This window comes from Paenibacillus sp. FSL E2-0151, from assembly GCF_037993015.1.
Taxonomy (GTDB): domain Bacteria; phylum Bacillota; class Bacilli; order Paenibacillales; family Paenibacillaceae; genus Paenibacillus; species Paenibacillus amylolyticus.
On record NZ_CP150308.1, the window covers coordinates 6893264 to 6919706 of the forward strand.

The 26443-nt window shown below is 46.1% G+C and carries 18 protein-coding genes; 2 read left to right on the plus strand and 16 right to left on the minus strand.

The window, feature by feature from the left end; translation table 11 throughout:
- Positions 1–66: 66 nt before the first annotated feature.
- From MHI55_RS30540 to MHI55_RS30560, 5 genes are all read right to left on the minus strand, one after another.
- On the minus strand, positions 67–6675 hold the full coding sequence (locus MHI55_RS30540; RefSeq protein ID WP_340388125.1) for an InlB B-repeat-containing protein: 6609 nt from the start codon (positions 6673–6675) through the stop codon (positions 67–69).
- 458 nt (positions 6676–7133) lie between these two features.
- On the minus strand, positions 7134–8003 hold the full coding sequence (minD, locus tag MHI55_RS30545; RefSeq protein WP_340388127.1) for a septum site-determining protein MinD: 870 nt from the start codon (positions 8001–8003) through the stop codon (positions 7134–7136).
- A 349-nt stretch (positions 8004–8352) separates the two neighbouring features.
- Positions 8353–9051, minus strand: coding sequence for a response regulator transcription factor (locus tag MHI55_RS30550; RefSeq protein WP_076320246.1), 699 nt, complete (start codon positions 9049–9051; stop codon positions 8353–8355).
- 4 nt (positions 9052–9055) lie between these two features.
- Positions 9056–11200: a sensor histidine kinase gene (locus tag MHI55_RS30555; RefSeq protein ID WP_340388129.1), complete on the minus strand. Its 2145-nt coding sequence runs from the start codon at positions 11198–11200 to the stop codon at positions 9056–9058.
- A 268-nt stretch (positions 11201–11468) separates the two neighbouring features.
- Positions 11469–12062, minus strand: coding sequence for a hypothetical protein (locus MHI55_RS30560; protein WP_340388131.1), 594 nt, complete (start codon positions 12060–12062; stop codon positions 11469–11471).
- 268 nt (positions 12063–12330) lie between these two features.
- On the opposite strand from MHI55_RS30560, the gene MHI55_RS30565 reads away from it, so the two are divergent.
- A complete protein-coding gene (locus MHI55_RS30565; protein WP_340388133.1) occupies positions 12331–13191 on the plus strand; it encodes a GNAT family N-acetyltransferase in 861 nt (286 codons plus the stop codon).
- A gap of 51 nt (positions 13192–13242) precedes the next feature.
- On the opposite strand, the gene MHI55_RS30570 is transcribed toward MHI55_RS30565, so the two are convergent.
- From MHI55_RS30570 to MHI55_RS30585, 4 genes are all read right to left on the minus strand, one after another.
- Entirely contained in the window at positions 13243–13776 is a 534-nt protein-coding gene (locus MHI55_RS30570) for a hypothetical protein (RefSeq protein WP_340388135.1), read from the minus strand.
- A gap of 206 nt (positions 13777–13982) precedes the next feature.
- The gene (locus MHI55_RS30575) at positions 13983–14252 is read right to left on the minus strand and encodes a CD3324 family protein (protein WP_036611734.1); all 270 of its coding nucleotides are present in this window, start codon (positions 14250–14252) and stop codon (positions 13983–13985) included.
- A gap of 271 nt (positions 14253–14523) precedes the next feature.
- Complete coding sequence (locus MHI55_RS30580; protein WP_047840963.1) at positions 14524–15450, minus strand: oxidoreductase; 927 nt, start codon at positions 15448–15450, stop codon at positions 14524–14526.
- 60 nt (positions 15451–15510) lie between these two features.
- Entirely contained in the window at positions 15511–16419 is a 909-nt protein-coding gene (locus tag MHI55_RS30585) for a YafY family protein (protein ID WP_340388137.1), read from the minus strand.
- Positions 16420–16488: 69 nt separating this feature from the next.
- Between MHI55_RS30585 and MHI55_RS30590 the strand changes: the two genes are divergently transcribed.
- On the plus strand, positions 16489–17055 hold the full coding sequence (locus MHI55_RS30590; protein ID WP_340031498.1) for a dihydrofolate reductase family protein: 567 nt from the start codon (positions 16489–16491) through the stop codon (positions 17053–17055).
- 117 nt (positions 17056–17172) lie between these two features.
- Here MHI55_RS30590 and MHI55_RS30595 read toward each other — a convergent pair whose 3' ends face one another.
- The 7 genes from MHI55_RS30595 to MHI55_RS30625 all read right to left on the minus strand — a co-directional run bounded on the left by MHI55_RS30595 (position 17173) and on the right by MHI55_RS30625 (position 26441).
- Positions 17173–18297, minus strand: a complete 1125-nt coding sequence (locus tag MHI55_RS30595; protein WP_340388139.1) for an SGNH/GDSL hydrolase family protein — start codon at positions 18295–18297, stop codon at positions 17173–17175.
- Positions 18298–18457: 160 nt separating this feature from the next.
- Positions 18458–19399: an ABC transporter substrate-binding protein gene (locus tag MHI55_RS30600; protein ID WP_076320253.1), complete on the minus strand. Its 942-nt coding sequence runs from the start codon at positions 19397–19399 to the stop codon at positions 18458–18460.
- 23 nt (positions 19400–19422) lie between these two features.
- A complete protein-coding gene (locus MHI55_RS30605; RefSeq protein ID WP_076320254.1) occupies positions 19423–20448 on the minus strand; it encodes an iron ABC transporter permease in 1026 nt (341 codons plus the stop codon).
- Positions 20445–21419 (minus strand): iron ABC transporter permease, encoded by a 975-nt coding sequence (locus MHI55_RS30610; RefSeq protein ID WP_340390663.1) that lies wholly within the window; start codon positions 21417–21419, stop codon positions 20445–20447. The genes MHI55_RS30605 and MHI55_RS30610 overlap by 4 nt, the downstream gene beginning before the upstream one ends.
- Positions 21420–21679: 260 nt before the next feature.
- Positions 21680–21844 carry a hypothetical protein gene (locus MHI55_RS30615; protein ID WP_340388141.1) on the minus strand — a complete coding sequence of 55 codons (165 nt, stop codon included), beginning with the start codon at positions 21842–21844 and terminating at the stop codon, positions 21680–21682.
- Positions 21816–23135: an ATP-binding protein gene (locus MHI55_RS30620; protein ID WP_340388143.1), complete on the minus strand. Its 1320-nt coding sequence runs from the start codon at positions 23133–23135 to the stop codon at positions 21816–21818. The genes MHI55_RS30615 and MHI55_RS30620 overlap by 29 nt, the downstream gene beginning before the upstream one ends.
- A 168-nt stretch (positions 23136–23303) precedes the next feature.
- Positions 23304–26441, minus strand: a complete 3138-nt coding sequence (locus MHI55_RS30625; RefSeq protein ID WP_340388145.1) for an ATP-binding protein — start codon at positions 26439–26441, stop codon at positions 23304–23306.
- Positions 26442–26443 lie beyond the last annotated feature (2 nt).

Below are 26443 nucleotides of genomic sequence, written 5' to 3' on the forward strand. Positions count from 1 at the left end.
GATTTGATTTGTCTATCGGGATATATCATGTATGATCCCAAAACTCGCATATCGTGGGCTTTGACATCACTGGTATTTCATAAAGTTCATGGGAATCGTTCTCTTTTGGTCTGCATACCAACCATCATATATATAGGAATCCATTACTGATTTAAAAGCTAGCGAAACAACACTGTCTTCCGCCACCGTCTTATCATCTGTTAAAAAATTCATGTCATTATTGATGGTCTCATTATTGTCGAGAGGCAGCCACTTTGCATACAACGGCAAAGTAGTAGAACTGATTCCCAAATCTGAAATCTTCAATTCAAAATCATATGCTGTAGTAAATATTTTATTTCTATACCAACCTTCGAACACAAATCCTGGTTTCACTGGAGGTTCAGGTACTTTGACTTTATCTATACCTCCAAGGATCTGGGAAGCCACCGCTGAACCACCATTAGACTCGAAGTTCACCGTATAGGGACGTCCATAATATGCGTCTAACTCAAAGTTTCCTGTCACTGGCGTCTCGAAATTGTAAGCATCTGCCCAAGGCTTACCCTTTACGTACCACCAGTAGACTATCCATCCATCACTTCGTGGAGGAAAGGCCTCAGGTCTAGTAACCATATCGCCCTCTGCCACTGTCTGTCGGATCAATTCCTGTGATGAACTTAAAGATACTGTATATAAGACCTTCCATTTTGCATACAGCGTGATGTTCGTCGTCACCGGTGTTTCAAAATGATAAGCATTGGTCAAATCTTCATCGCTATACCAACCGATGAAGGTATAACCTTCTCGCTGTGGTGCGGCAGGTGCAGAAACCACTTCCCCTTCCAGCACCGGCTGCTGATCTGTCACCGCTGAACCATCCTTATGGTCGAAGATTACTGTGAAGACGGGTGTCCATTTCGCATACAACGTGAAATTTGTCGTTACCGGTGTCTCAAAATTATAGACACTGGTCAAACCTTCATCACTATACCAATTGCCGAATTTATAACCTGTCCGCTTCGGAGATGCAGGCACCGCAATTTTAGTATTATACTCCACTGTCCCGGCATTTACTGCTGAGCCGCCTTTACTATCAAATCTCACGGTGAACTCAGGCATCCACTTCGCATACAACGAAATCTCACTCGTCACCTGAGTCCTGAAATCGTAGAGTATCGTCAGATCACTGTCACTGTACCATCCTTTAAACACATAACCTGCGCGCGTTGGCCTTGAAGGCTCTTTAGCCGATTCTTGATGGTTAACGGACTGACCACTCAACTTCTTGCCGTCGCTTATGAAGCTTACCTCATAGTTATTCAGTATCCATGCCGTGTGTATCTCATAATTCCTCATTATTGGTGTTGTGAAATCAAATGCTTCATTCCGCTTCTCTTTATCTCTCCAGAACAAGAACGTATGATTTGGTTTTGTTAGTGGCTCAGGTGCCACTGCCACACCACCTTCAGTTACCAACTGATCGATTGGCTCAGTCTTTTGTTCATCAAAGAAGCGAACTCTATACTGCGTTTTTTGAGCAACTACCCATTTCACATACAAGGTGATATCACCCTTCACAATTTCGGTTGTGAAATTATATGCCTTTGTCAAATCTTTGTCGCTAAACCAACCTCCGAACACATATCCCTCACGCGTTGGTGGTTGAGGTGCCGCAGGTTTTGTTCCTTCGTAGACCGCCTGGTCGGATATCTCTGTCCCACCATTACTGTTGATGCTCATCGTATAACCACGCATCCACTTCGCATACAACGTAATGTTACTCGTCACTGACGTTGCAAAATTGTAGGTTTTTGTAAGATCACTGTCGCTGTACCAACCTCCGAACGCATGATCTTTCTTCGTTGGTGTTGCTGGTTCGATGGCAGTTTTTCCATAAGCTAATGTTTGATCAGGAACTTCTTCCACTCCACCATTACTGTTAAATTTGACAGTATGCTGGTCTATGTCCCACTGAGCGATATACTCGATATCTTGTGCAGGCATGGTTACCGCTGGGACAGATGACCACCCCTTGAATTCATGACCTGCCCAAGTTGGATCACCGAAATGTAATGAAGTCGTTGATCCGTATTGTACATCGATCTCCTTTGCAGGTGTATTCAGGTCATTGTAATCTATGGTCAACTTATACATATTACGCGTATAGTACACCCTTAGAACCGTTGTACCATCGCTCGCAATATCGGCATCTAACACAGTTCCCGGAAGAGCTGTATCTACCGTGAATCCTTCATAAGACCTGAGTGATTCTTTAGGCAGGATTGCCCTCGTATTGGTTATACCCCGATGCGTTTCTTCATCTACAACCGTATAGGTTGGATGCCCTATATTTTGCTGCAAGTATACGACTTTGTAAGGCGTATCATCCCTGACTGTCCAGTTTGCGGTATAGGTGGCGTTATCCGTTGGCATCGTATTTGGGACATTCGGTGACCAACCTGCAAACGTATATCCCGTTCTTGTCGGAACTGGAATTCGATTAACGATATTTTTATAAATTAGATCCGTTAGTTTACCCTCTGGTGCTCCCTCATAACCTAAATTAAAAGTTAATGTCCGACTTATCGGTTTGTAATAAATATTAACAACCGTCGAACCATCGCCCTTAATATAGATACCTTTTACTACAACTTCATTATAGCCACGATCCCTATATTTGTTAGAGGTTATACGAATCTCTGTATTTGTTGTTCCCGTCTGCGTTTCGGAATCCGTAAGCACAGATAATTTCTGTGAGTTTGCATCTATCAAATAATGATTGACTTTGTACGGTGTGTCTGTGTCCACAATCCAATGTGCATACAGTTTTGGAATACCTGTAGGCATCCGATTGGGAATGTCCACTTTTGTACCACCATAGGCAGAAGTATACCAGCCATCGAAAGTATATCCCGGATTTACTGGGACTTTGTTTTTCACTTGAATTGCTGCATTAAAGGCAGCAGTTACAATCTCAGATGGTTCTCCATTGCTTGGATCGAATTCGATCGTAAGATCACCATCCGCACTTTTAATCCAGTTCAGTGGGATCGTACGCTGAATCGGAGCTGACGTGAATGACATCGGCGCTCCCTTCCAAGTAATAACTAATTTAGCCGCACTCGATGGAATCGTCTTGTTTCTAACTTGTACCCCTTTTTTATCAAGCAAAAATCTGAAGTTATCACCGCTTAATTGAATATCAAATTGTGAACTATCATATGTTTCTTGCGTAGTTATACCTGTTTTCAAATCTAAAGTATCCATCTTGAAAAATGACTCTGGTAAATTGCGAGAGTCAGCATCTCCCCTGAAGAGCAACCCGAGCTCATCATCCTGTGGATAGGCGAAGTCGTAGACGTTCTTTTCTTCCCCTATCGTATACAGTGGCCACTCTTCATCGACCAGCTCTACGCCGCCGGAAAGCCCGCCATCACCTAATTGAGCGCCGAGTTCGACCTCCAAATAGATGCCAATCTCGACGAACAGGGCACCTAAAGACTGGGTGGACCGCACTCCGCTTATGTTTTTCATCTGGTAGTAGAAGTAGCCCCACAGATTCACATACACACCGGGTTCTACAGCAAGCCCGATACTATTCAACTTGACGCTTCCAATCCCCGCTTTGACCTCCATATGAATACCAGCTCGTAAACCGATCGTCCCCATTACATAGAAGGTAAATTGGTAATCTCCGTCTCCAGGCAAGCTGACCGTATTGCTCGAACCACTAAAACTCAATACGCGCAAGCTAACCGAGTAGCGCTTGGCCATCTTATAGTAGAAATCTGCTCCCACCGTCAGGTTCACTTGGGCGCTGACCACAAACTCCGCTTCAAATTTGACTTCCACAATACCTAAAGCCACGCGTACGCTCTTTTCAAAGAGCTCTTTCTTGATTAACGGAACCCACTCCGTGTCTTGCTCCAACATCTCTTGATACTTTTCCTTCAACGATTCCGCATCTACGGCAGTATCTTGCACACCCGCCATTACCGCTTTAATCTGTGTCGCAATGTCCTGAACCTTGCCCAACCTGCCAGCGTTCTTCTCGCCCACCCAGTCATTCAGTGCATCATTTAACTTATCGTGTTCAACGAGAGCTATCTCTGCCGTGATGTTCATCCCGGTATAGCTATAAGCATCCAGATTCGCCGTAATTACATAATCATCAATGCTGTACCAGTAAGGAATCCCCCACTTTTTCAGCCAGTGCCCTTTCATATCCCCATTGATACCGAGGTCCAGACTCATCTCCTGAACGAATGTACCCGTCATATGGATGACAAGATCGCTGTCTTCATTGATATTAACAACAATATCAGCACCCACTTGTAATGTAGCGCTTACGCCTGAGGTTCGGCCGTCAATATTCTTCAGCCTCGTGCCGAGTGAAGCAACAACGGTCAGCTTCTCCACACTTACCCGGCTCCCTTTACCGGACGCTAGGGAGGACTGAGCCTTGATCTCCTGAATTTCCTTTGTCTCCATGGCGATGTCAGACAGATAATCCGCGGCTTCATTGACGAATCCGCTGTCTCTCGCTTGCTGCTCAATTTGCTCTTCGAGCTGTGCAATCTGTTCTTCCGAAAACAGATCGTCGCCGTCAATTGCTTGCTTCTGATAGATGTTGAAGACATTCTCAATATCTTCAATGGTGGCATCGGTATACGTAATGACGTCCATCTCCGCCTCAGGCGTAATCGACGTAATGCGTCCATAACCGGTTACCTTAGAACCTTCTTCGGCGAATTCACCTTCATAGAACCCGATAAAGTCTCCCACATCGACCGTGGTCAGTTGATCCAAACCAAAGGGCTCGTACAGGCCGTCGCTGTAGTTCATCGCGGTATGATCTACCGTGATGGAGTGGTTACTGGGATCTCCATCCGTATCTGCCTCTACGCTCACCGGTAGCACATCTGGCTTGAGCAACACTTGTTTGGCATCTGCGTGATCATAGGTATAGACACTTCCATCTACCGACGTGATCTGGACATAGGCCACATCACCATCGTCTTCACCAGTCGTTTCGACTGTGCGCAGTTTGGGACTAATTCCCTCATAGATGGCTACGGTATCACCAACTTGAATCACCGTGCCAGTGCTTCCGGTGTACTTGAACGTTCCACTACTCGCATTCACTTCGGCGAGTGCATTTTCGCCGCCTACCGTCGTAGTAACGACTGAAATCGCGGGCGAATCGACATCTGCTCCATTTATCACCATATCCGTGACATCCGTGAACGGAATGTAGATCATGTTCGGATTGAGCGGAACATTCATGACTTCTTGTTTAGCAACGCTAAATACATAAATACTTGTCGTCGCGTCTTGGCCTTGGAAGGACAAACTGTCATCCGTCAACGTAAGTTGATATGTGTTACCTTCAACGAACTTGCCATTTTCGGCTGCTGACGATACCGTGAAAACTCCGTTCCCGCCAGAGACGGTAACCCCTTCGAATTCGGGATTCGCCGTATCCACGAAGTTCATCCCCTCTTTGACCTGGGATTCCGTTAGACTGCCCGATGAATCCTGCACCTTAATGGTGAAGTTCGGCGCGACATCCAGTACCGAATAGCTTGGTACGCTCTGTACGGCACGATCTATGCTATCCGTATACTTCGCATACAACTTCGTATCCGCAGTCAAGGTAGTGCCACTTGCGAAGATGAGTGAAAGATCACTATCCACAAACCACCCTTGAAATATATATCCTTCTTTTGTTGGAGCAGGTAGATTATTTAGCACCTGGCCTTTTCGTACCGTCTGCGCAGCAACTGCCGTGCCTCCGTTGCTCTCAAACGTGAGCGTATACGCAGTGGAACCGGCGCCAGGGCTACTTTCGTTGTCTCCAGGCGTTCCGCCACCGCTATTACTGCCGGGTGACGGTGTTGGCGTTGATGTCACCGGCGATGTCGGTGTTGGTGTCACTGGCGATGTCGGTGTCACCGGCTTTTGATTCTGATTTTTCCACGCCTCTACAACCGCGTTGTTGCGCATGAAGAGAACCGCTGCTTCCGCGCGAGTCGCTTGCGCACGCGGATTGAAGTTCCCCTTTTCGTCCCCGGTGAACACACCGGCTTGCCACAGCTTGATGACCGCGTCAGCCGCCCAAGGCGATACATCCGAGAGATCGCCCGGCTCTGTCGTGACCGGATTCTCGGTCTGATAAGGGATCTGTTCGCTTTCGAAATACCGCAACGTCATCGTCGCCATTTGCTCCCGAGATACGGTAGCATCCGGCGAATATTTCCGATCCCCCGTGCCATCGGTAATTCCCTTCTTAACCGCCCATTCGACATATGGCGCATACCAGCTGCCCGCCTGTACATCGGCAAAGCTCGAAGTGGAGTACGCCCCCACATCGACTCCGGCCATCCGTCCAAGTGCCGTTACATACATGGCACGTGTCATTGTCCCCTTAGGAGAGAAGCTACTCGCGTTCGTTCCGCTGAATATGCCCTTCTCCTGCACATGGACGACTGCATCATAGAACCAGTCGGTGTGACTCACATCCTGGAATCCAGTGGATGTGATTACTTTTGTCTTCTGCATCGGCAGTTCAGCCGCTACTGCCGATTGCGCTGGTAATAGGGGCACGGCAGAAACTATTAAGCTGATCACCAGCATCCACATTAGGATCTGCCGGCTCACCTTCCATCCCTGTCTTACTTTCTTCACTTTCATTCATCCCTTCTATGTATAGATCAAACTAAGACCATCCAAAATTGGTTTCTAATCAAGCTAATCAACAAAGCCAGACTAATAGCGGATACCACTGACCCAGATCGGGATCATTGGTCTCCTGCAAGTCAGTTCGCTCGACACGCGGAGATCAAGCGAAAAAAATTTACAGATTGAATTCGTTCACCGACCTTTCTGATCAGTTGCAGTCGAATTGTGACACCGACACAGCAAATTATGTCGTTTTTTCTTCCGTATTTTATCATGCGAGATAGGGGCGCTTGTGAATTATAAAGAAAACTTTAAGTAAGCAACCACTCGCAAGTGAGAACATCAATGACATCAAAAAATAGCGGCGTAGGGAAGGTAACTCCCACACCACTATTTTTCATGAATTCTTAAGCTAGTCTGCAATCCATTCCAGATGATTCTCTTCTCAACGATTCATCTACCAGAAGCGACTATAACGAACTGTTCTTCCCCCAACGCAGTCTTGGAGGAAGTGAAAAAACACTAATATGCCTCTTGGGTTTCAATGAGATAAACGGCTCCTGCTGATTCTTCGCCACATTGTGGGCGATATGCCTGAAGCGCAGCCCGCTTTCGAACTCGGGATTAAGCGCAATCGGGATGCCCTTATGTACGGAACGTATAATTTCTACATCGGCATGGATCACGCCAATCACACCGATATTGAGAATATCGATCATATCCTGCATCTTTACCGTTGCCGAACGGGCTTCCTGTCCGTCGGCCATATTAATGATGAGCTGTGGCGGAGCCGGAATCATATCTTCTAATAATCCGATTACGCGATCCGCGTCCTGAAGCGATGTACGATGAGGTGTAGTAACGACAATAGCCTCATCTGCTGCCAAAGCCGCATTCCAGAATCCATTTTCAATGCCTGCCGGCGAATCGATCAGCACATAATCATAGCCCTGGGCTATTTGCTGTACAACCTCGCCAAAAACTTGCGGATCATCGTGATGCACCGCGTCGTTACTACAGGAGATAAAGGACAAGGTACTGATTCGCTTATCTTTGACGATCACTTGATGTAAAGCACATTGACCCGTCAGAAAATCAGAAATATGATACCTTACCCTATTACTCAAACCAAGCGGAATATCCAGATTTCTCAATCCAAAATCAGCGTCGATCAGGCAAACGCTGCTCCCCGATAAGGCAAGGGCAGTCCCGAGATTAGCCGTGACCGTTGTCTTGCCAACTCCACCTTTCCCTGATGTGATACATATAACTCGTGCCATCGGAGCCACTTCCTTCTCTTCAAGTACTAATGCGGGACAGCAAGACAACCATTTCTTCACGTATTATCGTTTGATCCGGCTTGAATGTAACGTCCTCGTAGCTAATAATCAGTTGCAATTTGATGAAATATGTCGTTATATCGACCACAGTGATTTTATCATGATGGATTATCCTACTTGAGAAATCTAAAGAAAACTTTAAATCCGTGCGTATTGGAACGTTTAATTTTTCGGAGAGATGGCACATCATTTTGACGAGGATGGAAAAGCGCAGACTGGTGTTGAGGGATTCAATATCTTGAGTCGATTACGAAGCTATTGGAAAGAACAAAAAATGGGCCAATAGCGTCAGGTACTGCTCCAACGCCATTTTCCCATTTATAATAGACTACCACCCTTACTGCTATATTCATGCTTGTGACGTACTGTTAGAAACCAGCATATATCCGCTCCCCCGAACCGTAATGATTCGCTCGGGGTCGGCAGGGTCAGACTCAATTTTTTTGCGTAAATTACTGATATGTACAGCAACCGTTCTTGTATCCTCCAGACTTTCCATTCCCCAGATGATTTGAAACAACGTATCAACACTGACGACACGATTTACGTTTTGTGCCATATAGGACAGCAGACTGAATTCTTTTTTCGATAAAGAGATAGGTATGTTCCCCATGTTGACGGACTGCGTGTAGAAATCCAGTGTCAAACCCGGTAACTCCAGCAGTTGTTCCCTTCTACCCGTCGACACTCTGCGAAGGTGAGCCTTGATCTTGGCCATGAGTACTCCCGGACTGAACGGTTTGGTCACATAATCGTCCCCGCCATAGGATAATGCGCTAATTTTTATTTCGTCTTCCTCTTGACTGCTCAGAAACACAATCGGCGCACTGGTGAGATTACGCGCATTCCTGCACCAGTCAATACCGTTTTCATTAGCCAGCAATATATCCAGTATAATTAAATCCGGCTCAAACGATGCAAGCAGCTCCATCGCTTCTGACCCGCTATGACTGCAGGTGGAGACAAATCCCTCCCTATCACAATACACCTGCACAATCTCGCATATATGAGGATCATCATCAACGATCATGATTTTGTGCGTGTCCATCTCATCACCCCTTTCCTTCAATCACCGTACAAGGAAACGTTACATAGAATGTCGCCCCCATCTTGCCGTCGCTCTCCGCTCGAACCATGCCTCCGTGCGCTTGTACGATTTCCCTGCAAATTGCAAGCCCCAGTCCACTGCCCTCTATGCCCATTCCCGGCCGATCATATCTGTAATTACGTTCGAAGATTTGCTCAAGCTGATCCGGAGGAATCCCCATGCCAGAATCCTGTATGCTAATGGTCGCATAGCGAGCATGATTCATCACTTCCACAACTAGTGCAATACGCACCAGCCCCCCGCTGGAGGTGAACTTCATGGCGTTGGATACTAGATTAAATAAGGCCTGCTCTATTCTTTTCGCATCCATCTCGACAACTGGCAAAATAGATCGTCTATCCTCGGTATCTCCGATATCCAGTATGAAGTCTAATCCTGCGTCTCGCACTACCAACTCATATTGTTCAAAAAAACCATGCAAGAAAGGAATCATCTGAATCGGCTCCATTCGGTACGAGACCTGTCCGGTCTCCAAATGCGACAAGAAGGACAACTCCTCGATCATACGGTTAATCCTTATCGTGTTCTCTCGGATGTACTTCAGATATTGCTCATTGCGTTCCGGCTTGACCCTGTCCTGTATAGCTTCTACATATCCAAGCATGCTGGACAACGGCATACGCAGATCATGCGTAATATAAGCAAGAAGCTTCTTCCTCCCTTGCTCGGAGTGAAGCAGTCGGTCATACGAGGTTTGGAGATCATCATGCACTGTAGATAAGGCCTGTGTTCGCTCCTGAACGGTCTGTTCCAGATTCATATTCATTTCAATCAGCTTGTCATTAACGTCCTGTAATTCACGTGTAATTCTCTCTTCGTTCGATGCCGTCCTCGTAGATCGCGAAGACAGCAGAATCAGCTGCGCGATCGTAAATATCAATAAGCCAAGCGGAGATGTATTTCCAACTAGTGACCATCCGTTAAAATACAAAAAATCGTTGACAACCGTGACCAAAGTAACCACCGACACCAGCAGGAAGATCAGCGCTCCCTCCATACGTCGCACAGCCGCCTGAACCAGCCCGATCATCAGATAAATCATATGTAGAACTACCATCACACCGATTACCAGCAAAAATTTTGTATATATAATTGCAGGGGTTACCACTACAAGGATACAGAATGCACCAGTTACGATCCGGGTGCCAAGACGAAACCATCGCGACACATAATTCGGAAAAATACAATCAAAATACATGGTGATGATATAACCGCTGAGGCAAAGAATCAGATATTCGATCTTGAACTGCAATTCCCAAGGAAAATGAGGCAACCATTGTGTAAAGATAAGCTCGCCGTTGAACAAGGATCGAATACCAAGCAGTACAGTAAACAGGCCAAAATATAACGGAGCTTTATCCTTACGTCGCAGCATGAACAACAGCAGATTATACAAACCGATCACTAGCAAACTTGCCGTGATGAACATATCCCTGGCAAGACTCAGATTGGTCTGGGTCGTTAGTACGTCACTGCCACCCAGCTCGATATTCTTGGTAATGCCGCCCCGATGATGTTGGAAGTTGGAGACTTGCATGACCAGCTCTAACGTGTCGCTTTCAGGCTGAAAATACACCAGCTTTGTTTCCAGTTGCGGGGTCATGCTGTGCTTGTCCTGACCAACATCACCAACTTCTGCCAGCAGCTCGCCATTGACCCATAATTTGTACGCATTAAAAATGCTAGGGAGCCGCAGAGCAAGCATCTTATCTCGATCCTGTTCGCTTAGATGAACGACCAGTCCAAAGGTTGCATAGCCTGTACCGCTCAGCCGCTGACCTTCTAACGGGTAGCCCAGCCAGGAGCTTGGGATGTTAATCCAGTGGTCCTGATTTCCTTCCCTTGCCGAACGAACCCGCATATCCTCAGGCGACAGCAGTTCTTGCCAATAGAACGCCCACTTCCCTATTAATTTTTGCGGATTCGTACTGAGCTGAACCTGCCTTAAATCCAGAATACCTTTTTCACTTTGGAACTTAGGAGAATCCGGCTCAGAGAGGACGACATAGCCTGCAACCAAGCCAACAATAACGGCAACAACGATATAAAACCACACCTTACGAGAACCGACTCGGAGAATTCCCCTCATGATGAATCCAACCCCAATCTCTAAAAGCGCAATAAGTAAGTTTATTTATCCAAATGATATCATCATTACAGGAGAATGTACCCTGCAAATTTCTAGGAAGAGACAAGAACAATCATCACGATGAAGCCCTTTTGACGACGCACGCTTAGCTGGACACACCCACAAAAAAGTACGCACTTTAAAGTGCGTACTTAATATGAAAGAGCTTATTCGTAATGGATAATTCGAGCACAACCCCTATGTGCCGGAATCACAGACACTTCATGAACTATAGAGAATTATTAATGATGTCTGCGAATGCATCCCTGTTGTACGTATCATCCTGAATGCGCCATTCTCCCTGATCCTGCAAAAAGGTGATATCGCCCGATAGCGGAATGGACTTGAACTCCTTGCCGTTCTTGTCTGTAAATTTCAGATCAAGCGTGTATTCCACCAGAATCCAGTCGCTCTTGTTATCTTTGATCTTGGTTTGTATATTTTCAGGATGCAGTTTCGCTTGTTCGATGTGTGCAACCTGAAGAGGCAAGACAATATATCGATTAGCCATGTAAGCCTCATAATTCCTGGAGGTCAGGAACGGCTTCATCGTCTCTCCTTTGGCCAATAACCCTTCCATCTCTAACGTATCCTCATAGTCCTTGCCATCCACAGTGAGTTCTGTTGTCTTATACTCCAGCGACATTTCGAGCGCTTGTTGCTGCTCCTCCGCAGTCGCCTTCTGGTCCCCCGTATCACTTGGCTGTTCCGTTGCTGGTGGAGTGACGGGTTCAGTGCTTTCCGCTGGTTCAGATGATGTACATCCTATTAACATGGCGGCGGAAAGAAATAATATACCCATCACATATGCCAACTTGCGCATGGTTAACCCCTCCCTTTCTCGTCAGTATTACTCTCAATTATCCCTTCAATAGGATATAATGTCCAGTTATTAGGTGCATCTGAACAGACACCCAGTGAATTACATCCATTGGGTGTCATCTTCATCATAGATTGTGTTATAGTCATCGGGAAGTGATTTGGAGGAGATAATGATGATGATTAAAATTACTACTGGACCAACTCTCGAAGGATAGCGCCTGCGGGTCCAATAACTGCGTGTTTCCTTCAACAATGAAGGTGTGAAAGCTATGTCAACTTATCAAGTCGTTCCTATGATCTATGATTCCAAGGAACAGATTGAAGCTATTATTTTACTCGAACAACAATGTAAACAGCTTGATTCCATTCATCTGAAAGCAGACCTTGACCATATCAGCAAAAAAGACGGAGACCATGCACTCCTCTGTTATCGCCACGGTGATTTGGTAGGACTACTCAGTTGGTATCCATCCGACGGCGTAACGGGAAATATTAATGCCATCGTACACCCAGATTTTCGTCGCCAAGGTGTATTCAGCAGCCTACTGAACAAGGCCATCCTGGATATGAAACCACAAGGAATCAACCAACTCAGTTATCGCGTTCCTCAGGGCTTATCTCCGGGTGTTCATACCGCCCAATCCCTTGGAGCCATTTATGATCGTGCGGAGTACTCGATGCAACTTGTGAATGAAGTCCTTTCGGTTGTGGAGCCACCTGAACTAACGTTGTCCGTGGCAGAAACCGAGGATATGGAATTTATGGTCACTTGCTCCTCCCAAGCCTTTGGAGATTCGGAGGACTGGACACGCGAGTACTTTATGCAAACAAATGAACCCAGCCGAGTCACCTATATTGCGTGGCAGAATCAACTGCCTGTTGGGCTGGTACGGGTCAACTCCATTAATGCAACAACCGCATTTATTCATAACTTCTGTATCTTGCCTGCTTATCAGGGACAGAAACTGGGGCGCACTGCGCTTAGCATCCTGGTTGATCTCCTAAGGAAACAAAGTTACACAGATATTCGCTTATCCGTTGTTACCGAGAACAAACGTGCTTTGAATCTGTACCGCAGTGTTGGTTTTGAAGTGAATTCTGAGTATCACTATCTCAACGGCAATCTATAAAAGGCAAAGGAGAAAGAGATCGTTATCCTCTAAGGGAGACGGTCTCTCTTTTTATATATTGGAGAATTGAAAAATCAATTTATAACCATCGAACGTTTGCCCGTACATCTCACGATAGTTACCTTTGGTATAATTATTCACTGTTTTTCGCCAGAAAGATTGGCCAATCTTATTTTTCTCCGATGGATTGGTGAACAACTCCCAGTTTCCTCTAAACATGCCGAAGATCGTCGATGCCGCGTGTTCAGCAACGCCTACACCTCGAAACGGCTGCATCAGAAAGAAGTCATGTACAAAGAAATCCGTGCCTTGTGAGCAATATGGCGGAGTAGCCACAAACGCAAATCCTGCCGGTATGCCATCCACAATCATGAGGAACGGATAAAGACACTCCGGTTTTTCCCACCAAATGTTCTGTACATCATACTGATCCTGTAACGTTGTATAATCAGGACTTGGCTCAAAAATGCCATGTTCGTTCGGGGTATGCTCTCCACCCAGACCATAATGTCCGGATAGATCATGAAGGTATAGCGGGTACATATTTTTAATCACATACGCCTCGTCTTTATTCGTTAATTTCACTTCTATATTCATATTATTCATATTCACCAACCTTACCAGATGATTTAAGGAGTTATTTTCAAGAACTCTCAACGCATATCCTTGTACCGTCAAATGAATTGTACGCGTAATTAACAACCTCGAATATGTAAAAAAGCTTTAATAACTATTCTTTATTCTTACAGGAAAAAGCCACATTCGATTGCTCGAACATGGCTTTTATAGTTTCATCCCTTTTTGCAATACACAATTTTCTTGATGCTATCGATGGATAAACAGTATTGGTCCGCAAGCTGATCGATGGTTGTTCCGGCAGCAAAAAGCTGGCGGATCTCGTCGTTCCGCTCCCGGACAATCCTTCTGCCACCCGAATTCTCGCCCCACTTCTTGTGGGCATCCTTGGGCCTCGGAATATAGATCAAGCCACCAGAGATATGACGCTGTATTTCTTTGAGTAATTCTTCCGGGAAGATTGTATCCGCATTAATATATTTCACGTTGCTCCACTCCTTAAAAGTTAAAATCTTTAAGGCAGCAGAGTCGTACAATGAACACATTGGATATGCACTACAATGATATGGCGGAAAAGAATTTCAAGCTCTATGCAAACAACCGCCGTTGTTCATCACATGGACTCTGCATAGAGCGGATCGTGAAACTTCTTATGAAACGAATCATGGTAGCCCCCCATTCAGTTAATCTTATTCGTGCTGAAGAACTTTTAACTGTCTATACCATAATAAGGTTTACTTTCCCTAATGGCAAAATCTACACGTCGAATCTGTAATATACCCCTGTTAATTCTTCTGATACGCTCCATAGCTTGTTTGAAATGTTAGCGTCATATAATTTTTCGATGATCTTAGCGCTCTTGGGATAGCCCTTAGTGCCGCCCATACCGCTGGGAGCAATATACTCCCCTCCCGTGATCGTCGGATCTGCTGCAGCATATAAGGTAGGTAATGCCCCCATATGTGCCGGTTGACTAATGATTTTCAAAAGACTGCGCATGAATATATTGGTCTGTTTCCCCGAACCGAAGGAAAATAGGTTGGTATGCGAAATTCCTGGATGAGCGGCGATACTCATGGAATCAATATGGGCGGAATTAAATTTATTCTGCAGCTCTCTCGCAAACATCAGATTGGCTAGCTTGCTTTGACTGTAGAACTTCATAGGATTATATCCTTTGGAGCCATCTAAATTATTAAAATCAATCGCACCATTATGAGCTGCCATACTACTTACAGTGACTACTCTCGATTTCGGAGTAGAGATCAATCGAGGCAATAGTAGACCCGTAAGCGCAAAATGGCCTAGATGATTACTACCAAACTGCAATTCAAAGCCATCTTTCGTCAACTGGAATGGAGGGTTCATAATTCCTGCATTATTAACGAGAATGGACAAAGAATCGTATTGCTCAAGAAAAGCGGCTGCGAACTTACGAATACTAGCTAAATCGCTAAGGTCGAGCTGCATAACGATTACCTCTCCAGCTACATGCACAGACGACTTTATTTTATTAGCTGCCTTTTCACCTTTTTCCAGATTACGAACTGCAAGGATAACTTTTGCGCCTTTTTCAGCTAACGCTAATGCCGTTTCATACCCTAACCCGCCGTTCGAACCTGTCACAATCACTACTTTATCGGATACAGTCGGGATGATATCTTTAGTCCAAACTTTGCTCATTTGTCTACACACCTTTCTTATCTCTTCCTTGATACCCTAATATCCAGCGTTTGAAAGCTCTTATCCCCCACCATACTGGCTTAAACTCCGTTCCAGCATCCCTCTAACCTGCTGCTGTAGTTCGAGCGGAGACACCACCTTCACTTCCGGCCCATAGGAGAGTAACTTTCGTGCTGTAAAAGAGAACTCTTCAGGCGGAATCAGTCCGCGCCACTCATGGCCTTCAACTGACTTGAACAATACATCTGACGCAGCAATCCTCGCTCCAAATTCCGTGAAATGCAGCACCACTTCTACGCTTGCTCTATCTTCTTTGGCAGCTAACCATGCCTTTAGACTTGGAACAGATTTATCCACTGATTCCATAACCGTCAACTGCTGCATGCGATCCACCCGATACAATAATACGCGGTCCTTATTCCGGGCTGGCATGTACCAATGTCCCTGCTCATAGTAGATGCCATAGGGAAAGACCTGGACTTTTTTAGGACCACTGCGGGCATGATACATAAATTCGATTTCTCTCTTTTCTACCGCTGCACCCAATATCGCTGTTGTTAAAGGCTCGGAATGCCCACCGGGGTGCTGGACAAAGGTGATATGCTCTCTCATTCGCATAATGAGATCCTGTACATCTTCGGGTAAAGTAGAGAAGTATTGCTCAGCCAGATGCTCACGCATTGATCCATATGGAAAATCCGGTACTTGCTGTAGATATTCCAGCATCATAAACAGCCCTAATGCCTCCTGCTGTGTCAGTTGAAGGGGTGGCAAAATCCGATTGGGCAACACCCGGTATCCTCCGTTCACGCCAACTTCTGTGTACAAAGGGAAACCCAGCGCCTGCAATGCATCCAGATCTCGCTGGATCGTACGAATCGATACGTCGAACCGTTCTGCCAATTCCCGGGCAGTGAACTTTTGTCTGGAATCCATCAGGCGCATGATCGCCAATTTCCGATGATTCATTTATTCAACATCCTAACTACGTCAACTTTTGTCATAGTTAAAGTGTATCATACATTTTAGAAGGGAGCGATGAACATGTCTGATAACAAAACAATTTTGTACATTGCTATGAGTTTGGATGGATATATCGCAAGACTGGATGGTTCGGTCGATTGGTTATTTGATGTGGAGGGTGATGGTGGAGACAACGGGTATGCTGCATTTTATAAAACGATCGGTAGCGTTATTATGGGACGTTATACGTATGAAGAGGTGCTCACACTGTCTGAAGAATTCCCCTATGCGGATCGGCCAACATATGTGCTTTCTCGTTCGGAACAGCTGCTCGCTCCGCATGCACAGTTTACAACTGAGGGGGTAGAGACACTCATTCCCCGGCTAAAGCAAACTTCTGATGGAGACGTGTGGATTGTGGGTGGCGGCATATTGGTTCAAGCTGTGTTAGCAAAAAAATTACTGGACGAGATTGAAGTCGCCATCATTCCCAAAATTCTTGGCGAAGGCATTCCTTTATTCCCGACAGGCACTGTGCCAAGTCAATTTAAAATGCTCCGAACCCAGGCGCTCGGACAGATCATTTCGATTCGTTATGAGGTACAGAACAGCGGCCCAGCGGACACACCTTCGAATGTCTAGATAAGTAGAAAGGGAAAAGACCATTCTTATGATGAAGGGACCTCATAAAGTTAGACACCATCTAACCATTGGGGTACAGTTCATAAAAGAGTGGTCTTTCCATTACCATATTTCAAACTATCCTATCATTCCTCGTACATATTCCGCTAACACCTCTGCCGTCCTACGGTGAGATAAATCGCCAGGATGGGTACGCGCCCCTACCGTCTCTTCGGTTGTATCGGGAAGCTGGATAATCGTAACCTTGCGGTCTCCTGTCCCCTTTGTATACGTATCAACCGCGCGGTAGATGGCAGGCATCATGGGAAAACCAAGCATGCCATAAGCCCATACGAGTTGTGCATCTGGATTGTTTTTCCGAAGTTTGAACAGGAACTGTTCCACCGCTTTCTCAAAAGCAGCCAGATCCTCTTCATGATAAGTACCATCTTCATTCAAACGCTGCTTGTACACCTTGCCCGTGTCGGGGTCTTTCCATTCCGGTGACTGAAATGCACCCCCATCATTGCTACCCAGATTCATGACTACCACATCCGGCTGCCAGGAACTAAAATCATGCTGATCTCCTGCGCCTAGCGCATCGTTACGTTCACCAGTAAGCAAGCCACAGACCTGTTCGTAATACTCGGGGATGTTCCCTTTTGGATTGTTATCCCAACTTGTCAGCACACCCCAGCCACTTTGCGAGATGACCCGATATTCTGCATTCAATGCCTCTGCTGTCATAAACGTATAATTATGTATGGCGCTGAACCACATCGGAATCCAATCTTCCTCCGCTTTCGCTCCAATCGCACCTTCGCCAGATGTAATACTGTCACCAATGAACTCGATCTTGTACGGTTTTTCCTGCACAGGCAGGAACGCTCCATCGGATTTCAACGCATGAATCTGCAAGGCACAACCCGGGTCACCACTCATCGCTTGAACATCTTTGACGATCCGTACATTCTTCACCACATCTGCGTTCATACCTCGTAATACACAGACCCAGTACCTTCCCGCCGTTAACATCTGTCTGCTCACCGGAACACCGTTGATCAGAATGCTGATCCATGACTCATACATGTCATACTGCGACTCTACCTCAACCCATAGTTCGGAGCCCCGTACATTGAGTTCGACTGCACTCCCCGTCCAAAATAACGTCAGCGGTAACAATTGACCCGTTGTTCTCCCATGTACTTTGAGATGTTCAACCTCAGGCAGACTATATACCTGTAACGGCTCATTAGTCTTCACGGTGCATTCCTCCTATATCGTTAACTGATATCCTGTAAGCTTATTTTCGCTGAACATCCCATATTCCCTTTCCCTGGATGCAGAAAAACCACAACATTCCCATTCAGGCACAACAAAAACCCTGTGCTAATCGAATAGTCACAGGGTTTTCCAATTGATCTTATTGGGACAAGATGCGCTCCAGATCTTCCAGAGCCAGCTTATTGCCCGAAGCGGAATAATCGAGCCAAGGTTGTTCTGTAATGACATATACTTTATCATTCTGAACGGCCTTCAGTCCCATCCAGATCGGATCAGACTTCAGTTGTTCGAAAACTTCTTCGCTACCTTCATCTACGGAAGAAACCAGTACAAAGATGGCATCTGCGTTGAAATCAGGCAACACTTCTTTGGAGATATTCTCCCAGTTCTTCGTGATGGCTTCGACTCCCTTGGCTGGGGTTAAAGCCAGATCCTCAAACAGAATTGGTCCCAACGGACGTTCCATACCATATACGCGCAAACCTTTGGCCGAGATGCGGACTGCCATGACCGTTCCGTCTCCTATTGCCTGTTTGGCCAATGTAGATACTTCCTTCGCTTTAGCATCATACGATGCAATAAATTCCTCAGCCGTTTCTTCACGGTCAACGACCTTCGATATGTTACGGAGCTGATCCTTCCATGAACCTTCATCCAAATTGATCACATGAGTTGTAGCGATTTTCTCCAACTTTTCCAGACCCAATTTCTCAGCAAATTCTGCGTCTATGAAGATCTCCTCTGGTTGCAAACCAATCAAAGCCTCCATATCCGGGTCTTTTGTGAAGCCTAGGTATTCGATATTCTGATACCGCGCCTCTGTGATGGGCAGATAGTCACTCGTTGTTGTGCCATCCGGTTTAATTCCAAGAGCTATCAGGTCTCCCGTCAGGAAAATAGAGATGGAAGCAACCTTTTTGCCATAAACGCCCTTTGTAGTTTCAGTCGTACTTGCAGTTTGTGCTGTTTCCGTCTTTGCGGTTGTATCGTCTGTCACCTGCTTCAGATCTTTATCCGACCCGCAGGCCGTCAGAATAAATACCATACATAAGCTCATCACTATAGCTGTTAAATTTTTCATTTCATTTTTCCTCTCGGCATCTTCTAGATGGTTTTATTGGACTTGCGTAGTAAATATAAAAAATAGGGAGCACCTACAGCAGCCACTACAATTCCCGCCGGGATGGATTTGGGATCAAAGACTGCACGCGTTACCGTATCCGCCACAACAAGAATCAACATGCCTAGCAGAGCCGATATGGGGATAAGGTACTGAAACGCGGGGCCAACCAGCCTACGTGCCATATGCGGGGCCACCAGTCCGATAAATCCAATACCTCCAGCCATAGAAACACTCACCGAGGAGAGCGCAACGGCAATACATAAAATCTGAATTCGTTCTCTCTCCACCGGCGTACCGATGCTAACTGCGGACGAATCCTCAAGCGCTAGCGCATTTAAGCTTTTACTCTTGGCCCAAGCCAGTGGTATGAGCAGAACCATCCAAGGTAGCATTGCATAAACGTTAATCCAGTCTCTTCCCCAGATGTTCCCCAGTAGCCAACTTGCGGTAAACGAATACGTCTTCTCATCCAGTTGCAGTGATAGATAAAGGCTTGCCGCATTAAAGCCCGCAGCTACCGCAATCCCGATCAGGATCAAACGAGCTGGTATGAATCCCTTTTGCCGATCCCACACGAACAGAATGATAAGGGTTGCCGCCAGTACCCCTCCCACAAAAGTAAACAAGGGTATCATGAGCACTGGAAGTGTATTTAATGATTGAAAAAAGCTTACATAGATTAACAAACCAAAGGATGCTCCAGCGTGAATCCCGAGAATTCCCGGGTCTGCCAGTGCATTACGGGTGATACCCTGCAACATAGCGCCCGCAATACCGAGCCCCATTCCTGCAAGCATCGTAATAAGTATACGAGGTAAACGATAATCAAAGAGCACCATGTGATGCATATCCGTGCCTTTACCTAGCAACGTCAGAACAAGATCGGGCAATGCAATCTGCATAGAGCCTGTATTCAGTCCGATCGCAATTGAGGTCAATACGATAAGGACCAGAATTCCACCTGTTAACAGTGTGCGTTGGTAACGATGAATTGCTTTGTTTTTCATAAATTCCGCTGTTCCTTTCGGGCAACATAGAGGAAGAAAGGTACGCCGATCATGGCGACAATAACGCCAATAGCCAGTTCATTGGGAGGATCAGCAATTCTTGCACCCAAGTCAGCTAGAACAAGTAATATACTTCCCAGCACTGCTGAGATTGGAATGACATATGTATAGTTCACCCCTACAAGCTTTCTTGCAATATGCGGAATAACCAGTCCCACAAAGGCAATTGAACCCACGGCTGAAACGGATACTCCCGCTAGTACCAACGCAATTATGATGGCGTACACACGAATTCTTGCTATGCGAACGCCCAGATTGGATGCAACCTCTGCTCCCAAAGCCATAATCGAAATGGATCTGCCCAAGGTTATGGAGAGAATTAGTGCAGTCAGAATAACCGGCAATACGATACGAAGCTGCGCCCACGATACCCCAGCTACTCCTCCAGCATACCAGAACGCCAGATCCTGACTGAGTTCAAAATAGATAGCAATCCCTGAAGTCAACGAATGCAGCAAGGCCGCAACAACGGTACCTGCCAACGTGAGCTTCATAGGTGTTAATCCACCTGGAGAACCGGAACCCAATAGATAGATGAGCAACGTACTCAGAACAGCACCCGTGAATGACAGCAGCATTAATACAGAGAACGGAAGCTGTGGTAAAAACACAAAGCTTAGTGCAACCACAAACATGGCACCCGCATTGATTCCAAGTACACCAACATCAGCCAGAGGGTTGCGGGTAACCCCTTGCATCAGAGCACCCGCTACAGCAAATGCGGCTCCGACCAGAGCAGCAGCCAGCACTCGGGGTAGACGAATTTCCTGAATGATCTGGTGAACACTCAGACTACGGTTATAGTTAAAGACTGCATCCCACACGGTATGGAGTGTTAACGATTTTGCGCCCATAGAGATTGCTATAAACATGGAGAATAACAATAGCGCAATTGCTGAAAGTAATATCAGCGTGAAACGAAGAGGGGTTCCCGTTTGCTTCTTCACTCGAATGTCTCATTTCTCATTGATAATCATTTTCAATTAATGAATTTTACCCTGCTCTCTCTATGAAGTCAAGCAAAATGACCTTTTTCCTGCCATTTCAAAAAGCTAGCTCCTCCTTCAATTGGCGAAAAAAAACCTACAAGCACACCATGTTCAAGTCCATCACACTAGATGTGCTTGATGCATCGTCCGCCCATAGGGGATTATTTTCATTCAAGTATGCGTTATAAAATTTCACCCAGAAATGCCTTGGTCCGCTCATGCCGGGTATTCTGAAAGAGCTCTTCAGCCATGCCCGCAAGCTCACCGATACCACAGGATTCAATGATATCATGCAGCATGCTCCGACTCACCACATCATCATCCACGATCATGATAGAAAGTGTCATCGACATCGGCCCCCTTGATCAGTTTTATTTTGGGAATAGCTATAACAAATGTTGTCCCTGTCTCTCCCGGAGGCGCCGACTCTACCTTAATTTGTCCCGCCAACGACTGAACGATATCACGTACATGGGACAAGCCAATGCCCGTCGCAGCAATGCCAACTTCATTGAACTTTGTTGTATAGCCTGGTTCAAAAATAACATCCCGTTTGGCTTCAGGTACACCTTTTCCAGTGTCCATCACGACGAAATGCACGTCATCTTCTTGCTCATATACATGAATTCGGACCGTCCCGTCATGCTCAATCGCCTCTACCGCATTGGCAATCAGGTTATTCATTACCGTGAGAAGAGGAATGTAATACGGAGACTCACAATCATACTGTTGCTCAATATCGATCTCGACCTGCTTATGAAGCATTTCGCTATATTTTCGGTTTGCTTTGCTGGCAAAGTTCAGTACTTCAGATAGGCTCATGTTGACCGCTTTTTCATTATCATACAGCTTCAGCAGACCTGCCAGAATGCGTTGTGAATCCTTCTTCACTTCATGAATCTGCTGAGCGATGCCCAGGGTGCGCTGACTGTATTGATTCATGTCCTGCTCCCGGAGATCGCGATATAGATCATAGCTGTCAGCTGTAATGCCTTCGATCGTATTCATCGCTTTCTTCAGGTAAAAGACCTCGCCATACAGACCTGAGTTCACACTCAGCATCTGCTCCATCCGCTTCTCCTGCTCTGCATGTAAGAGCCGCATCTGCCTCACCGCAATGCTGTTATATAGCCCAATCACAAAATAACTTCGCAGACCACCTACCACAAGCAGATACAACCATTCCTTCATATAAAAAATATTGGTCCCGCTTAACATTCCGCGAAAAAGCAGCTCAACAAGATTAGAGGAGAAATCGATACATGTGATTAACCCGCCGAGCAGAAGAGGCTGCATCTCATGGAATCGATGCTTGAACTTGCTAAGCCCATAGGCAAAGACCACATAATACACACCTGCCCCCAGATTGTCCCGCATGCTTTCCAGTATAGACACCGTCTGTACATGATTGATGAGATCTACCGACTGGAACAGCAAATTCGCGATACCTGTCAGGATTCCTGTCTTCACATAAGACAAGTGTGGCATGATCATCAGCAGAAATAAAAGGATGCTAACCCCCAGCCCGATTCGGAAGTAATCTTCCCGGAACGGATTTATCTTGAATTGCGCCCCTACCGCAGTGGTAAAGGCAATGGCCGTCATCTGCACATTCTCATTTTTGACCCAATTGCGCATCGATCTCTTCACCCACTATAACAACGTTTAGCGCTCAATGCCGGAATCCGCGCTTCTAATGTTAAATATACTAACATATGAAAGAAGCATTAGAAATAATTAAAATTAGGGAATGAACGCGCAAGTAAAACAAAAAGGCCGGAAGTTTTCACTTCTGCGGCCTTTTCCTTATATCTCATCCGGAATATCAAATGACACCATCGTTCCCTCACCCGGCTCACTTACAATCGATAATCCCTGACCATAACGTTGTAGCAACCTACGGTTCGTATTTGCAATGCCTATTCCGCCTTTTCCACCCAGTGTAGCACGCAGTAGCTCAGCAACCTTCTCGGGTTCCATGCCTTTGCCATTATCCTTCACCTCAATACGGGTATAACCCTCATGACGAGTGATGGATAGGCATAACGTACCGCCTACATTGCGGCTTAATAGTCCGTGTCTGACGGCATTTTCAATCAAAGGCTGAATGGATAGCGGCGGGAGAAGCAACGGAAGGTCCGGCTCTACGTTTAATACCACCGACAATCGATCTTCAAATCGTGTTTTTTCAATAAAAAGATAGGCTTCAACGAGTTCCAGCTCGTATGATAATTTCACCAGTTCCCCTGTGTTGAGATAGTTGAAGCTGATCCGTAAATAGGATGAAAAAGCATCGCCAAGCTTCCGCATATGCTCTGTATCAATATCACTTAAGACCATAAGTGAATTCAACGTATTGAATAGGAAGTGAGGCTGAATCTGAGCCTGTAAATAAGCGGCCTCCATGCGCAGGCGCTCTTGGATAGACTGATTTAGCATGGTCAATGCACGTATCCGATATTTCAGTTCCACCGCATCTACAGGCTTCGTGACATAATCATTGGCCCCCGATGCAAACCCCGTGTAGATATCTGGCGGCTGACTTCGTGCCGTCAACAGCAGCACAGGAAGCTCCGACATCGAGAATTGTTCCCTCACCTTCTGGGTTAACTCATAGCCGGACATATTGGGCATCATCACATCTGTAATGAGCAGATCCCACTGACGTGTGCCGAGCAATTCCATCGCTTCCTGACCCGAACCCGCTGTAGTTATATCATATGGTTCCGTCGAAAGAATGCTGACCAGCACATCCAGATTCACCGGATCATCATCGACAGCCAGAATGGTGGCTCTCCCCTCTTTTAACAATGGAGCCATCTCTGCTGTCGCCAAGGCTTCCGCGTCCCCCATACCTGGGCGGGGTAACAGGAATCCGCTGGGTGCATCTTCCATCATCTCCGCGGCCTGTTCCCAAATTAGAGGTAGCTGCGACTGAGCCTGATCGGCGGCTTCATCCGCGAGTGGTAGATCGAAGCTGAATACCGAGCCCTTTCCGAGTTCCGAGCGAACCGTAAGTGCCCCGCCGTGCAGTTCTACAAGCTCTTTGCAGATGTTCAGTCCAAGCCCGATGCCTTGTCCATCACTGATTCCATACGACCCTTGTTCATACGGAAGGAAAATACGCATCCGTGTATCCTCATCCATGCCAATGCCTGTATCCGTCACATGAATCAGAGCATGTCCTTCACGAATTTCGGCACTTACGGATATCGTTCCTTCCTCTGTATGTTTAAGCGCGTTATGCAGTAGATTATACAAAATCTGAACAAGCCTTTCTTCATCAGCCATGACCTGAGGGAACGATTCGGGAATCTCCATATGAAGGCAAACCGGTTTTCGTTCTGCCATGAATTGCAGCATGGCGATAACGCCAGGCACAACCGACTGTATGGAAAGAGGCCCCTGACGTAACTCAATGCGGTGCTCCTTCAGCCGGACTACATCCAGTAGATCACCAAGGAGATGTGACATCCGTCGACCGATCGTAATCAGCAACTCCATATCCTCCAGGCTCCGTTCATCCAGCCTGTTTTTCTCTCGGGTGACCACGTTGTGAGCGATGTTAATGATCCCATGCAGTGGAGTCCGCAGTTCATGTGATGTATTCGCCAAGAACTGATCTTTAATTTTGTCGCCCTTCTGCAGCTCTGTATTCAGCTTCATATTCTCCCTGACATTCCTGAAGTATTTCTTGAACCAATAGGCAGAGAAGCCCGTAATCGCAAAGATAATATCAATAGGATAATAGACTGTTGTCACATCTCCGGCTGTCTCGGCCACACTCCATAACAGGTTGGATGTAATACCTCCTGCAGTAAGCAGCAGAAAAACAATATCCCGGTCCGCCTGTTTCCTGAAGATCATCGTTCCGACGATATATAGAAACCAGATCAGGGATACAAGAAAGAATAGGTTAATGACGTTGTAATGGATCATGGCATATGTAATATGAATGGGCATCACCACAATCACGGCCGTATAGATCAAGGTCATGACAACATGCCACTGTAGCCATGCCTTTCGTACATGAACCATCGTTAATCTCTGGAATAACAGAAGGATACAAGCATTTTGCAGCAACAATGAGATCAATCGAATTTTAATGCCCCAAGTATAATTAATTGGAAGCCATAACATCAATATATTATCATGACCCATCGTAACCGTGATGCCAACAGATAAAGTTAATACGGCTCCAACCAGCAAGGAACGTTCCTGTCGATTAAATGCGTAAAGAATACAGGCATACATGCCGTGGAGGAGCAGAACCAGAAAGGTGAGCATCTGAAAACCAATGGAATACCAACGCGAAAAATCAACGGCTGCCTGTGAACCAAAGCGAACAGGTTTGCTAATTCCGCCCATATACGGGCTGTCGTAATTGGCTACACGGACCAATAGTTCAATAGAGGTTGTTCCTTCCTGATCATAGGTCGCTGTATATGAAGTGCTTCGGGGTATATATGTACTGCTATCCGCGGAGACCTCACCCATACCCCCGTCCGCGTCTCCATTCAACTCGATCTCGGATGAACTTCGGATTCCCTTGAACCAGAAGGTTATCGGCGTCTGAAGTGGATCTGTCAAAATGCGCAATCGATATGTTCCGTAACCGTACGAACTCTCTTGTTCCTGATTCTGTGCACTCCCCCAGTCTCCTGGGACCTGAACAGTCTTTGCACCGCCATTCCTCTTCGCAATATCTTGTTGGGTCAGCAACTCATCCGGGTAAAGTTCCCATTCCCCATTCAAGTACATGACAGGGGAATGATCCAGATCCACATCTCTCAAATCAAGCACCCCGTTAACGGCGCGATGCTCATCTACTGTGTGGAATAGCTCAGACCATACCGAGCGCATGCCAATTAACACTCCAAAAATGATTAGCATGATGATCAAATATTTGTAACGGTCCATACGTTTCGTTTGAAGTAATTTCATTA